Source organism: Chryseobacterium sp. C3 (assembly GCF_014218905.1).
Classification (GTDB): Bacteria; Bacteroidota; Bacteroidia; order Flavobacteriales; family Weeksellaceae; genus Chryseobacterium; species Chryseobacterium mucoviscidosis.
Map to the genome: position 1 here is coordinate 40558 of NZ_JACLCU010000006.1, position 13812 is coordinate 54369.

The 13812-nt window shown below is 34.8% G+C and carries 19 protein-coding genes; 15 read left to right on the plus strand and 4 right to left on the minus strand.

All coding sequences use genetic code 11. The features are described 5' to 3' along the window. Positions 1-92: 92 nt before the first annotated feature. The 3 genes from H6W53_RS14265 to tnpA all read right to left on the minus strand — a co-directional run bounded on the left by H6W53_RS14265 (position 93) and on the right by tnpA (position 1143). Positions 93-365, minus strand: a complete 273-nt coding sequence (locus H6W53_RS14265; protein ID WP_317169754.1) for a transposase — start codon at positions 363-365, stop codon at positions 93-95. Between the two features lie 10 nt (positions 366-375). Then, positions 376-627 (minus strand): hypothetical protein, encoded by a 252-nt coding sequence (locus H6W53_RS14270; RefSeq protein WP_185207750.1) that lies wholly within the window; start codon positions 625-627, stop codon positions 376-378. A 66-nt stretch (positions 628-693) separates the two neighbouring features. Beyond that, positions 694-1143: an IS200/IS605 family transposase gene (tnpA, locus tag H6W53_RS14275; protein ID WP_185207751.1), complete on the minus strand. Its 450-nt coding sequence runs from the start codon at positions 1141-1143 to the stop codon at positions 694-696. Positions 1144-1532: 389 nt separating this feature from the next. On the opposite strand from tnpA, the gene H6W53_RS14280 reads away from it, so the two are divergent. The 15 genes from H6W53_RS14280 (at position 1533) to H6W53_RS14350 (ending at position 12094) form a co-directional block, all read left to right on the plus strand. Then, positions 1533-1958 (plus strand): acyl-CoA thioesterase, encoded by a 426-nt coding sequence (locus H6W53_RS14280; RefSeq protein ID WP_185207752.1) that lies wholly within the window; start codon positions 1533-1535, stop codon positions 1956-1958. Beyond that, positions 1958-3130 carry a beta-ketoacyl synthase N-terminal-like domain-containing protein gene (locus tag H6W53_RS14285; RefSeq protein ID WP_185207753.1) on the plus strand — a complete coding sequence of 391 codons (1173 nt, stop codon included), beginning with the start codon at positions 1958-1960 and terminating at the stop codon, positions 3128-3130. Before H6W53_RS14280 ends, H6W53_RS14285 begins: the two co-directional genes overlap by 1 nt. 39 nt (positions 3131-3169) lie before the next feature. After that, positions 3170-3406 (plus strand): hypothetical protein, encoded by a 237-nt coding sequence (locus H6W53_RS14290; RefSeq protein WP_072884292.1) that lies wholly within the window; start codon positions 3170-3172, stop codon positions 3404-3406. Beyond that, the gene (locus H6W53_RS14295; RefSeq protein ID WP_185207754.1) at positions 3403-3687 is read left to right on the plus strand and encodes a type II toxin-antitoxin system RelE/ParE family toxin; all 285 of its coding nucleotides are present in this window, start codon (positions 3403-3405) and stop codon (positions 3685-3687) included. Before H6W53_RS14290 ends, H6W53_RS14295 begins: the two co-directional genes overlap by 4 nt. Before the next feature lie 9 nt (positions 3688-3696). Beyond that, positions 3697-4236 (plus strand): 3-oxoacyl-ACP synthase, encoded by a 540-nt coding sequence (locus H6W53_RS14300; RefSeq protein WP_185207755.1) that lies wholly within the window; start codon positions 3697-3699, stop codon positions 4234-4236. A gap of 110 nt (positions 4237-4346) precedes the next feature. Continuing rightward, positions 4347-4604 (plus strand): phosphopantetheine-binding protein, encoded by a 258-nt coding sequence (locus tag H6W53_RS14305; RefSeq protein WP_116099687.1) that lies wholly within the window; start codon positions 4347-4349, stop codon positions 4602-4604. An 81-nt stretch (positions 4605-4685) separates the two neighbouring features. Continuing rightward, on the plus strand, positions 4686-5885 hold the full coding sequence (locus H6W53_RS14310; protein ID WP_185207756.1) for a beta-ketoacyl-[acyl-carrier-protein] synthase family protein: 1200 nt from the start codon (positions 4686-4688) through the stop codon (positions 5883-5885). After that, complete coding sequence (locus tag H6W53_RS14315; RefSeq protein WP_185207757.1) at positions 5882-6943, plus strand: beta-ketoacyl synthase N-terminal-like domain-containing protein; 1062 nt, start codon at positions 5882-5884, stop codon at positions 6941-6943. Before H6W53_RS14310 ends, H6W53_RS14315 begins: the two co-directional genes overlap by 4 nt. Before the next feature lie 270 nt (positions 6944-7213). After that, entirely contained in the window at positions 7214-7957 is a 744-nt protein-coding gene (locus H6W53_RS14320; protein WP_185207758.1) for a polysaccharide deacetylase family protein, read from the plus strand. Positions 7958-8066: 109 nt separating this feature from the next. Beyond that, positions 8067-8693: a LolA family protein gene (locus H6W53_RS14325; protein ID WP_185207759.1), complete on the plus strand. Its 627-nt coding sequence runs from the start codon at positions 8067-8069 to the stop codon at positions 8691-8693. Then, positions 8659-9294, plus strand: coding sequence for a hypothetical protein (locus H6W53_RS14330; protein WP_185207760.1), 636 nt, complete (start codon positions 8659-8661; stop codon positions 9292-9294). Before H6W53_RS14325 ends, H6W53_RS14330 begins: the two co-directional genes overlap by 35 nt. Before the next feature lie 6 nt (positions 9295-9300). Next, positions 9301-9912: a porin family protein gene (locus H6W53_RS14335; protein WP_185207761.1), complete on the plus strand. Its 612-nt coding sequence runs from the start codon at positions 9301-9303 to the stop codon at positions 9910-9912. Between the two features lie 132 nt (positions 9913-10044). After that, a complete protein-coding gene (locus tag H6W53_RS14340) occupies positions 10045-10425 on the plus strand; it encodes a 3-hydroxyacyl-ACP dehydratase (RefSeq protein WP_185207762.1) in 381 nt (126 codons plus the stop codon). Further along, a complete protein-coding gene (locus tag H6W53_RS14345) occupies positions 10422-10898 on the plus strand; it encodes a hypothetical protein (RefSeq protein ID WP_185207763.1) in 477 nt (158 codons plus the stop codon). Before H6W53_RS14340 ends, H6W53_RS14345 begins: the two co-directional genes overlap by 4 nt. A gap of 23 nt (positions 10899-10921) precedes the next feature. Further along, positions 10922-12094 (plus strand): DUF2062 domain-containing protein, encoded by a 1173-nt coding sequence (locus tag H6W53_RS14350; protein WP_185207764.1) that lies wholly within the window; start codon positions 10922-10924, stop codon positions 12092-12094. 5 nt (positions 12095-12099) lie between these two features. On the opposite strand, the gene H6W53_RS14355 is transcribed toward H6W53_RS14350, so the two are convergent. Next, entirely contained in the window at positions 12100-13755 is a 1656-nt protein-coding gene (locus H6W53_RS14355) for a C45 family autoproteolytic acyltransferase/hydolase (RefSeq protein WP_185208083.1), read from the minus strand. Between the last annotated feature and the right edge of the window lie 57 nt (positions 13756-13812).

Below are 13812 nucleotides of genomic sequence, written 5' to 3' on the forward strand. Positions count from 1 at the left end.
AATAAAAGTTTTATAGCAGATAATTTGACCATGTTTTCCGATGTTTCCATTAATAACTCGTAATTTCTAGACAATCTCCTGTCATTATCAAACTATGCAAATGTACGTTCTACAATCCATCTTTTATGAACAGGCTTAAAGCCTGACTTTCTCCCGTCTGAACGCATGACAACCTTAATAAGATACCCAAATTTTTTCTTTACAGCCTCTATAATCTCTCCTCTGTAACCGCCATCAGCGAGAATAACTTTTACAGGACTTAAAAAGTAAGACAGGGTTCTCATTAATAATTCCACCGCTTTACCATCATAAACGTTGGCTACAGTTACCATTATTGCTAATAGAAATCCGTTTTTGTCTACCACTATATGCCGCTTAATTGACTTCGTCGAATCTTCGATTTCCTTTTACTTTTTTGTTCCCGTCAAATCCGTTTAATGAACGGTTATTTCCCCATTTTACATTTTGGCTGTCCATAACCCCTAAGCTTGGGGCTCTGTTTTGACCTTTGTTTAAACGTACTTTTTCTCGTAGTTGGGCTAGCAATAAATCAAAATCTTCAGCATCAGACCATTTATTATAATAGTAGTAAACCAACTGCCATTTGGGAAAATCATTAGGCATCATACGCCATTGGCAGCCTGTTTCTATGACATATAATAAACTACCCCGAGGCAAGCCTCGAGGTATTGGTCAATCCCATAGTTTGAGTTGTTCGCCGTGGATTTTTTTATATTCTTTTTCTTTTCCTTGATTTTCAATATACTTCCGTATAACATCTTTATTTCCATATTGACCAACAGTATTAACATAATAACCGCTCGTCCATAAATTCCCTCCCCATAAAATCCTTTTTATTTCTGGATGCTTTTTAAATAACTCTCGTGCGCTCAAACTTTTTATAATCGTTACTAAATTGGAAACTGACATGCTTGGAACACTTTGAACTAAAAAATGAACATGATCCGACTCATATCCAATCTCTACAAATTGAACTTCGTAACATTCTGAAATTCCAACACAAATGAATTGAAGACTCTCTCCTATCTCTTTTGTTAAAACTTCTCTCCTATATTTCATTGGAAAAACCAAATGGTATAAAAGCAAGCTCTTATTGTGTCTTTTGTAAATATGCTCATCCACAGATCAAATTTACACTTTTTCAAAATGTTATGAAAAACCCTGCGTTTTTCAAACTTTTCCGCTTTGACCCCGAGGCAAGCCTCGAAGTATTCTCTTCGAATAAAGCATTCCAAATCACCATAAGAGAATATTTTCTTTTTCGCTCTTTCAGATTCATCGTTTTCTTTATATATTGCCATTGGCTTTCTGTTAAATCTGTTGGGTACATTTTATTTTTTTTTCAAATATCCAACCTCGGAAAACCTTTAACAAAATTTTTTATTAAAATTTAAACAGGCTCTAAGAATTTAAACTATAATTAAGAAATCAATAGATTGATTTTATTTAAGAACGTGAAGCTTAAATCGCTTAACTTCTTAAAATAAAATCTTAATGTTTCAAATAGAAAAATGGCTAAAAGTCAAAATATATTAAGCTGTACAGAACAAGTCCGCGTAAGATTCAACGAAACAGATCCGTTGGGAATTGTGTGGCACGGACATTACATCGTGTATTTCGAGGACGGAAGAGAAGCTTTTGGAAGACAGCACGGTTTAACGTATCTTGATATTCAGAAAGCGGGATTTGTAACGCCCATTGTAAAAAGCACCTGCGAACATTTTCTGCCTTTAAAATATGGCGAAACCTTCAGAATTGTAACGACTTTCGTCAATTCAAATTCTGCGAAATTGATCTATAAATATGAGCTTTTTAACGAAGAAGATAAATTGGTCTGTTCAGGGGAAACCATTCAGGTTTTTCTGGATTCCGACAATAACTTATGCTTGTATAATCCTGAATTTTTTCAGGAATGGAAAGATAAAATGGGACTCTGATGAAGAAAGAAGTTTATATTACGGATTATAACTGCGTCACACCTTTGGGGTTTGATGTTTCTTCAAACTGGAATGCTCTTGTTGAAGGAAAATCCGGCGTAGGTTTACATAAAATCATCGAAAATCAGGAGCCTTTTTATGCTTCGATGATTGATTCTGAGAAATTAGATAACGAATTCAATAGATTCTTCGACTCCCCTCAGAAATCGGAGATTCGGCGTTTAGCCAATGACAACGTGAGCTTCACAAGACTTGAAAAAATGCTTTTGCTGAGTTTAAAGCCTTTGGTTGAAAGACACTCAATCTCAGAAGAAACCGCTTTTATTTTATCTACCACAAAAGGAAACATCAGCTTATTAAAAAATCAGGAAACATTACCCGAAAGCGTTTTTCTTTCCAATCTAGCACAAAAAATAGCTGATTTTTTCGGATTTCAAACAAACCCGATTGTGGTTTCTAATGCCTGTGTTTCGGGAGTAATGGCAATAAGTGTTGTCAAAAATATGATTCAGGCAGGAAAATATAAAAATGCTTTTGTTATTGCCGGAGACGAAATCTCAGAATTTGTGATTTCAGGTTTCAATTCTTTTCAGGCAATCGGAACCGAGATTTGTAAACCTTACGATAAAAATCGTGACGGAATCAATATCGGCGAAGCGGCAGCGGCAGTTTACATCACTTCAAAACAAGATGAAAACGAAAACTTTAGTTTTAAAATTCTGGGAGACTCTGCTATTAACGATGCAAACCATATTTCCGGACCTTCGAGAACAGGAGACGGATTGTTTGCAAGCATCAACAACGCCATGACAGAAGCCCAGGTTTCAGCAGAAAAAATCGATTTTATCTCTGCACATGGAACGGCAACCATTTATAATGACGAAATGGAAGCCATCGCTTTCAACAGAATGAATTTACAAAATACCCCTCTAAACAGTTTAAAAGCGTATTACGGGCACTGTTTGGGCGCATCGGGATTGCTGGAAAGTATTATTTCCATGGAAAGTGCCTTGAATAAAACTTTAATTCCGTCTAAAAACTTTAAAGTAACAGGAACTTCCCAACCTTTGAACATTATCAGAGAAAACCAATCCGCAGAAATTAAATATATTCTGAAAACAGCTTCCGGTTTTGGGGGATGTAATGCCGCGATTGTTTTGAAAAAATGCTGAAAATAATTTTGTAATTTTATAAAATTAAAGTTTTAGGAAATGGAATCCACAGTAGACATCAGAAAAAGAATTCACGAATTCATTGATATTGCCGATGAAAGAATTTTACGCATTTTCAAAGGAATTATTGATGCTGAAGAAGAGGAAAATAATTATTCTGTTCCAGACTCACACTACGATGTAATAAATGAAAGAAGAGAAAAATATATAAAAGGGGAAAGCAAATCTTACACTTGGGAGGAAGTTCAGGAAAAAGCTAAATCTGCTTTAAAATGATTTATGAATTAATTATACAGGAAGAAGCAGGTTTAGAAATTCTTGAAGCCTATATTTATTACGAAAATGCACAAAAAGGCTTGGGCGAAAAATTCATGAAGCAATTAAACAAATACTTTGTTAGAATTCAAAACTACCCAAAACATTTCGAGATTAAAAAAAATTACAGGGAAGCATTTGTACAGAAATTTCCTTATCTCATAATTTTTGATATTATTGATAACAAAATCATTATACTATCTGTTTTCAACACCCATCAAAATCCAACAAAAAAGCCTTAAACTTTATTCATGAAGAAAACAGACATCTGCACCATAGAACATTCAAAAATTACTCTCAACAACGAGGTTATTTTTGAAACCCCAACTGAAAATTTTTCAGACTTTGTGAAAGAAGCTTATAAAAGTTTAGCGCTGAATTATCCGAAATTTCATAAAATGGATCATTTAAGCAAACTCGCTTTTCTTGCTTCTGAAATAATTTTAAAAGATGAAGATCACAGCAGAACCGCATTGGTTTTCGCAAACAGATCATCAAGTTTAGACACGGATTTCAAATATCAGGAAAGCATCAATTCTCAGGAAAACTACTTTCCGAGTCCCGCGATTTTTGTGTATACTTTACCGAATATCTGCGTGGGCGAAATCAGCATCAGACACAAAATGCAGACCGAAAATGCGTTTTTTGTTTTGGATGAATTGGATGAAGAATTTTTAAACAATTATTCAGCACAGCTTTTACAGTCCGGAAAGGCAGATAAAGTATTGTGTGGCTGGGTAGAACTATATCAGGAAAGTTACAAAGCTTTTGTATATTTGCTGACATTATAAATTTGATAATTTGAAAATGTGCTGATTTGAACATGTAAAATCATATCAATAAGGCATAACATTTAATACATTTTCAAATTGTCTCATTAACATATTTTCAAATTAATTTTATGGAAAACTTAAGAGAAGAATTAAAACACAAAATCGTAGAAGTTCTTAATTTAGAAGACGTTGCAGTAGAAGAAATCAAAGATACAGATCCTCTTTTTGGCGGTGGTCTTGGTTTGGATTCTATTGATGCGTTAGAACTTATCGTTCTTTTGGATAAAGAATACGGAATAAAATTAGCCGATCCGAAAAAAGGAAAGGAGATTTTTACGTCCATCGAAACCATGGCAAAATTCATCGAAGAAAACAGAACAAAATAATTCAATCTAACAATGTATCAATTTAGCAATGTACCAATATTGTTATGCTGTTAAACTGATACATTGGTACATTACTAAAAGATGGGTCAAAAAATTGCCATAACAGGAATGGGCATCATTTCCGCCATTGGAAACAATGTGGAGGAAAATCTGAGTTCGCTGACTTCCGGAAAGCACGGGATTTCGGACATTACTTTGTTTGAAACACGCCATAAAGGAAATATCAAAACTGGCGAAATCAAATTGTCTAATGAAGAACTTGCCGCAAAACTTCAGCTTAAAGAAGATCATCATGCAACAAGAACCGCTCTGTTAGGAATGATGGCGGCAAAAGAAGCTGTGGAAAGTGCCGGAATTTCGGATATCAATGAATATAAAACGGGACTGATTTCTTCGACCAGCGTTGGCGGAATGGATGTTACCGAAAAATATTTCTACTCCTATGAAGACTTTCCTGAAAAGCAAAAATACATTGACTCTCACGATGCGGGAAATTCGTCTTTGTTAATCGCTGATTGTCTCGGATTAAAAGGTATGGTTTCCACCATCAGTACAGCGTGTTCATCGGCGGCAAACGCTATTATGATGGGCGCAAAACTCATTAAAAACGGTGTTTTAGACCGTATAGTTGTCGGCGGAACAGATTCTCTTTCAAAATTTACTTTGAACGGTTTCAATACGTTGATGATTCTTACGGATTCTTACAACACGCCTTTCGATAACGACAGAAAAGGTCTGAATCTGGGTGAAGCTGCCGCTTTCATCGTTTTGGAATCTGATGAAGTCGTAAAAAAAGAAAATAAAAAAGTTCTGGGTTATCTTTCAGGATACGGAAATGCCAATGATGCGCATCACCAAACTGCTTCTTCGGAAAACGGACAGGGAGCTTATTTAGCGATGGAAAAAGCATTAAAAGTTTCGGGCTTAGATAAAGAAAATATCGATTACATCAACGTTCACGGAACGGCAACGCCAAATAATGACTTATCGGAAGGAATTGCAATGATCCGGATTTTCGGTGAAAACAACGTTCCGGAATTCAGTTCTACAAAAGCGTTTACCGGTCATACACTCGCTGCGGCGGCGGGAATTGAAGCCGTGTATTCTCTTTTGGCGATTCAAAATAATATCATTTTCCCGAATCTGAACTTTAAAACAAAAATGGCAGAATTTGATTTAACGCCGGTAACGGAGCTTAAAGAGAAAAACATCAACCACGTTCTTTCCAATTCATTTGGTTTTGGAGGAAATTGTTCAACTTTAATTTTCTCAAAATCATGAGTGCCGTTTACATCAACAGTGCAGCCTGTATTTCAGCTCAGGACACTTTAAATGAAGATTTTTTCCGTAATCTCAAACCTGAAAATTCAGTTCAGGTTTTAAAAGCTATTGAACCTGTTTACAAAGAATTCATTCCTCCTGCAATGATCCGAAGAATGTCTAAAACGGTAAAAATGAGTTCCGTAGCTTCTCAATACGCTTTAAAAGAAGCAGGAATTGAAAATCCAGATGCGATTATCACAGGAACCGGAATGGGCTGTTCTCAGGATTCGGAAAAGTTTCTGAAAAATGTGCTGGATAATCATGAAGAGTTTCTGACTCCGACCTATTTTATTCAGTCTACTCACAATACGGTTGCAGGACAAATCGCTTTAGGTTTGCAATGTCACGCGTACAATTTCACGTATGTAAGCACTTCGTCGTCTCTGGAATTTTCGTTTTTAGATGGAAAATTACAGATCAATGACGGTGAAGCTGAAAACGTTCTGGTCGGTTCCACCGATGAACAGACCGAAAGAGTAATGGAACTGTACCAATTAAATAAAACCATTAAAAAAGAAGAAAATCTTCCGGTTGATTTTCTGAATTCTAAAACAGAAGGTGTTATTTGGGGAGAAGGTGCCAGTTTTTTTGTTTTAGGAAAAGATAAAACAGAAAGCTCTTATGCTCAATTAACAGATATTCAGATTACTAACAAATTAGATTTAGAAGAAACTCAGCAGTTTATTGAAGATTTTTTAGCTAAAAATAATTTGACGAATAAAGATATCGATGCGGTTATTTTAGGTTTCAGTGGAGATGTAAAATCGGATGTTTATTACAAAAATGCAATGGATCTGTTTGAAAATTCGGCTTTGCTGTATTATAAACATTTGAGTGGTGAATATAATACGGCAAGTGGTTTTTCGACGTTTATGGCTTGTCATATTCTTAAAAATCAAGAGATTCCGGAAGTGATGATGATTAATGATCTGAAGAAAGGAGAGATTAAAAATGTTCTGCTTTACAATCATTTAGGAGGAAATGATCACAGTCTGGTTTTGTTGGGGAAAGCTTAAAATTAAAATCTCATAGGTTTTTAAAACCTGTGAGGTTTGATTGAAAATAGGCTCCGTTCACAGGAGCATTTTATTTAGGCATAATTGTAATTTCGACGAAGAAGAAATCTCTTAATAATTTTAACTTCTAAACTAAAACTTAATGGTTAATTTTAGCGTAAACATTAAGAATATTAATTTGAGATTCTTCATTCCGCTTAGCTCCAATCAGAATGACAGCATTGATACAGATTGTGAATATTTTAAACCCAAAATTTAAAGACAATAAAGATGAAACACTATCTATTTATCTTATTTTATCTTTTCTGCAACGTTATTATTTTCGCGTTTCACGGAAGTTTTTGGGTGTATCTGTTCTGTTTTTTGCTGTTTTCTGCGCTTGTAATCTGGGGTTCTTTCGATATTGAACTGGGATATTTTGTCAACAGCATTACGCATAAAAGAACGAAAATCAGAGAAGTGGCACTGACTTTTGATGACGGTCCGACTGAATTCACTCCAAAATTTTTAGATCTTTTAAAAGAAAACGAGGTAAAAGCAACCTTTTTCTGTATCGGAAAACAGATTGAAAAATATCCTGAAACTTTTCAACGGATCATTGCGGAAGGTCATACCGTTGGAAATCATACTCTTTCACATTCTAACAATACCGGATTTTTATCGACTTCAAAAATGGTCGAGGAAATTGAGAAATGTGATGAAGTGATGCTTAAAATTGGAAATTTAACAACCAATTTGTACAGACCGCCTTTCGGAGTTACCAATCCGAATATTGCCAAAGCGATCAAAAAAACTGGGAAAAAAAGCATCGGATGGAACGTCCGTTCTCTTGATACGATGACAGAAGATGAGAAAAAAATCTACCAGAAAGTAACGAAAAATTTAAAAAAAGGAAGCATTGTACTTCTTCATGATACTTCACAAAAAACGTACAATGTTTTGGAGGATTTATTAGTATTTTTGAAGCAGAAAAATTATTCAACTTTTACAATTGATAAATTTGAAAGCCACTAAGTCCACAATGATTTTACCAGGAAGACAAGAATTATTAATAAATATTCTTTAATAGTGTCCTTTGTGAAACCCTTGTCATCCATGTGGTTAAATTTAAAGACGTTAAACAATGATTAAAAATATAGCTTTAAGCACTCTTTTATTAATTTCGACTTTTGTCTTTGCTCAAAACACGGCGATGTCGGGAGCGGAAGCGAAAGCGTTTGTAGCTAAAGTTTCATCTGAAACCAAAGAAATTAAAACATTACAGGCAGATTTTATCCAGACCAAAAAGATGGATTTTTTGGATAAAAACATTGTCACCTACGGAAGAATGTCTCTGAAAACGCCGAATATACTGAGCTGGAAGTACACAAAACCCTATCAATACAGTATTGTTTTTAAAGACAACAAAATATTGATTAATGATCAGGGTAAAAAATCTTCGGTGGATGCAAAAAGCAAAACATTTGAAAAAATCAACAAACTTATTGTAGGAAGTTCAAACGGACAGATGTTCAATGATCCTGAATTCTCTGTTTCTTACCTAAAGAACGCGACTTCAAACATTGCTAAATTTACTCCGAAATCGGCTCAGCTTTTAAAGTACATCAAGCAGATCGAGCTGCATTTTCCTAAAAATCAATCTACGGTTTCACAGGTTAATATGACGGAAGCTTCGGGAGACACCACGAATATTGTTTTCAAAAACACCAAGATCAATGCGCCTATTGCAGCTTCGGAATTTAGCTTATAGTCTGATTTTCATTCTGTTTACATCGTGTAAAACGTACACGCTAACTGATGTAAAACCGATTCCGTCTTCTGAAAAAGCGGTGGAAAATTTATATTTTTCATCCAAGGAAGATTATGTGTATAAATGTCAGATGGATATTTATAAAAATCATGTAAGCGGAATTTTAATTATCAAAAAAATCAGCGAAACGACCCATCGTGTGGTTCTGACTTCTGATTTTGGGAATAAACTGATTGATTTTGAGATTTCTGAGGATGATTTCAAGCTGAATTATGTTCTTCCTGATCTGGATAAAAAGATTGTGATTAATTTTTTAAGGAATGATTTTCAGCAGCTTCTGAAGCAGAAATATCCTGTAACAGAAAGTTTTGAAAACAAAAATTCTAAGATTTACCTTTCTAAAATGGATAAGAAGGGGTATTATTTGTTCTTCAACAAAGAAAATAATCTGTTAAAACAAATCGTTTACACGAAAAACAAAAAGGAAAAGATCGATTTTACATTTGATGCAAAGAAAAGTACGTTTGCAGACAGTCTTAATTTACAACATAAAGATTTTAAAATCAATATAAAATTATTCCAGATCACCGAAAACCAATAACCTTACATGAAAACAAAGATTTTTGCCTTGCTGATTCTGATCTCCGGATTTTTATCAGCTCAGGTTACTTTCAATCCCGGAATAAGAGTGGGAGTAAATTTTGCCAATCTTACGAACCGAAGCAATGAAACCTTTTATCTTCATGAAGATGAAAACCCGGAAAAAGTAATCCATACAAGTCTGAAAACGGTAACCGATTTCTACTTTGGATTACAGGGAAACATTAGATTTACAGAACGTTATGCTTTGCAACCGGAAGTAAACTATTCCAGACAGGGAACCAATTTACAGTACACTACAGAAAACGGAGTTCTTCCGGAAAAAAGACTGCATTATAATTTTATCGGGGTTCAGCTTACAAATAAAATTTATATTAAAAATTTCAGTGTTTTTGCCGGTCCGTTTCTGGATTTGGCTGTCGGCGAAAACAATTCCGGACTTGATCTTGGTTTTTCGGGAGGTCTTGGTTATGATATTTTTAAAAATCTGGGGGTTGAAGTAAGAATTAAAAAAGGTTTTGCATCGATGCTAGATCACGAAAATTCTTCTTTCCTGTTTTCCAATTCAAATATGGTTTTTCAGATTGGCGGTTATTACACGTTCCATTTTAAGAAATAGAATTGATGTTGATGACCAAAACCATTTTCTTTTCCTTTCAAAAAAACATATCTTCGCGAAGGTTTAAATATTAAATTTTTTGAAATTTTAAAATTCAGAAAAAGATTTCAAATAACTGAAACAGAATACATCATGCAGACAATACTTACAGACTTTTATACGTTACAATCCTCCGAAAAAACGGAAAACGGAAGTTTCACCGCTCAGATTTCCCTGAATAAAGATCACGATATTTTTAAGGGACATTTTCCGGGAAATCCTGTAACACCGGGAGTTTGTATGATGCAGATCGTGAAGGAACTTACGGAAGAATTTACCGGCTCTTCATTATTTTTAAAAACGGCATCGAATGTAAAGTTTATGGCAATCATCAATCCTTTTGAAACTCCGGATCTGAAAATTCAGCTTGATATTACTGAAAATGAAGGAGATGTAAAAGTAAAGAACACGACTTCTTTTGGCGAGACTATTGCATTAAAAATGTCGGTAAATTATCAAAAATTGACAAAATGAAATTAATTTTTTCGTTCATCACCGCTTTTATGCTTTTTTTTCAGTCGGGTCTTGAATCTCTGAGAGAAAGTTATGCCAAAGCAAGCAGCTCTAATGCTAATACAGAAGCGTTCATCAGTTTAGCCGAAAAAACTTCGGGATCGGATGCGGCAATTCAGGGATATAAAGCGGCAGCGCAGATTATGGAGGCAAAAATTTCCAAAAACAACAGAAAAGCTTTGGTAAAATCGGGAGCAACCAATCTTGAAGCGCTTATTAAAAGCAATCCGAATAATGCTGAATTAAGACTGATCCGCATGAGTGTTCAGGAAAACATTCCGAAAATTGTAGGTTACAGAGGAAGTCTTAAAGATGATAAGGTATTTCTCATTAATAATTACAGCAAACAGAATTCTGCTTTAAAAAGTTATATTAAAAAATTTGCAGCACAGTCTAAAACCATGACGGAGACTGAAAAGGCAAATTTTAAATAAAAAACTATTAATCAACCATTTACATGAATCTTTCTGAAGTACGAAATGCAATCTCTGAAAAGAAAATTTGTGTTTTAATTCCTAGTTATAATAATGAAAAAACTCTGAAAAGAGTAATCGACGGTGTTCTGGATTATACGGAAGACATTATTGTTGTAAATGACGGTTCTACGGATTCTACGAGAGAAATTTTAAGAAGTTATTCGCAGATCGAAGTTATTGATTTACCGGAGAATAAAGGAAAAGGAAATGGTTTAAAAATTGGCTTTAGAAAGACTAAAGAACTCGGTTATCATTACGCCATTACGATTGATTCCGACGGACAGCATTATCCGGATGATATTCCTGTTTTTGTGGAGGCTTTGCTGAATGAAAAGGAAGATGTTTTATTGATTGGGAACCGAAATATGTCTCAGGACGGAATTCCGAAGAAAAGCAGTTTCGGAAACCGTTTCTCTAATTTCTGGTTCTGGTTTGAAACGGGAATCAAGCTTGAAGACACACAATCCGGTTACCGATTATATCCTTTACACAAAATTCCCAAGAAATATTTTACGCCAAAGTTTGAATTTGAAATTGAAATCATTGTAAGGACAGCTTGGAGACACATTCCGGTTAAAAATGTTCCGGTGAAGGTTCTTTATGATCCTGCGGAAAGAGTTTCTCACTTCAGACCTTTTAAAGATTTTACGAGGATCAGTATTCTGAATACAATTCTGGTAACCATTACTTTGCTTTATATTATTCCGCGAAACTTCGTGAATAATTTCAAAAAAAAAAGCATTAAAAGATTCATAAAAGAAGATGTTCTGGAAAGTGACGGAAGCAACAGAATTAAAGCTTTTTCGATTGCTCTGGGCGTTTTTGTGGGCTTTTCTCCGTTCTGGGGATTTCATACGCTGATTGTTATTTCTCTTTCTGTACTATTCAAGCTGAATAAAGTGCTTGCTTTTTTTGCCTCCAATGTAAGTTTACCGCCTTTTATTCCCTTCATTATTGCCGCTTCGCTTTTTTTGGGTTCTCCTTTTGTACATGGAGACAGCAATATTTTCAGTCAGGAACTGAATTTCGATCTGGTAAAAAATAATCTGTTGCAGTATGTTATCGGAAGTTTCATTCTGGCGACTTCTGCCTCTGCGATTTTAGGTGTTGCAACTTTTCTTTTTCTGAATAAGGTGAGCCCTGATAAAAATTAAACCCGCTATTTCAGTTTTTTCACTGTTTTTCTCAGATATTTCTCCACATTTTCTTTATCCGGAACGGTGGTAATTTCTTTGGTTAAAGCCTTTTCAAATTCTGTTTTTGCTTTTGCATATTCTTTCTGACTATAATAATATTTTCCTGCCTGAAAATAAACGAGCCAGAAATCAGGATTTAAAGATTGATAATGATTAATAAATTCCTCTGAAAATACTTTCTCTTTATCATCAGTTGAATATTCAATTTGAGAGCTTAATTTTTTATATTCTTCGTAATTTTTAAATTCCTGAGAATCAATGAAAGGATCTTTTGGAATATTCAATTCAGACTTAGCAAACCCACTACTTTTCAATCTTTTATCTGAAAAAATTTCATTCAGATCATAACAGACAAATTCTCCCAACTGATAAGGATTTGCAGAAACCCACGCCAATTTTTTCTGAGGCGAAAAGATCACGGCGTGATGCGCCAAAAGCTGATTGATTGCTTTTTCGTTTCCAAATCCTATCTTCTCTCCTTTCAAGCCGGATTTGTCTCTTAAAATTGCTGCCATTTTTTCGGGATTGAGCTTTTTATTTTCAGCTAAAAGCTCCTGCAGTTTTTCATAACGGTACTCTGAATGACTTTCCGCAATATGTTTCAGATTTCTTTTATCATTTTTATAAGCCTCCGACTGGAAATGATTGGTGCAAAAAACACGGCTTGTATTTTTCACTTCATACACCCCAAAATTATCCGGAGAAACTTCAATAATCACTGCATTTTTATCATTCGCACTTCCCACTAAAATCGATTCCGAAACGAAGACTTTCCTCTTTTTCGCAATGGCAATTGCCTCATCAATGGTTGCAGCATATTGTAAAATTTCTCTTGTCACCAAAGAAATCGGTGTTTTTGCAGTCAGTGGAATTTTAGATTTTCCGGCGTTAATCGTAACGGTAATTCCTTCTTTGTTCATCCCTGAAACTACGCCGATCATTCCCGCCCATGTTACAGAAAGATAAGGGATTCCGTCTTCCGGCTGAACGAATTCTATGACCTTATTTTTAGCAAAATCATCTCCCACGTAAAAGTCGAAATTTCTTCCGATCAATAAATCTCCGTCCTCCGTATTTTCGTTCCAGACCGCAAGAGAAGTACAGCCCACCATCATTAAATCCTGCATGGCATGACCAATGTCGTGTGCTCCGTGGAGATACATACTTCGCAGAAACTTTGGCGCGATGAAATTGTATTTGTCCGAAGAATATTGAGACATTCCGTAGATTTCTGCCTGAAAATCTTCCATTACATTAAGATACATTTTCCGGTTGTACCATTTCAGGAAACCTCGCAGTAAATTTTGTTTAAACTTAGACGGAACAAATCCTTCAATTTTGGAAAAGAAAATTTCTTCCTGTTTCTGCATCAGATTTTGGGTTAAAGCTCCGTTATTATAACCTAATTGCAGAGGATTTCCTTTGATATACAATTCCCAGATCTGCTGCTTATTTTTTGTTAAATAATTCTGATTAAAACTGAAGGTAGAATCGTTTATTTTATTAACCTTCGGAACATCAAGCGAATATTGCTTTATATCGGGAATATGTTTAATGGATTTTCTTATTCCGCAAGATTTGAGGAAAAGGATAAGGTTTAGACTGAGAAAAATTAAGATTAGAGTTTTGTCATTTCGACGAAAGGAGAAATCTATTTTTTTACGTTTAGATTCTTC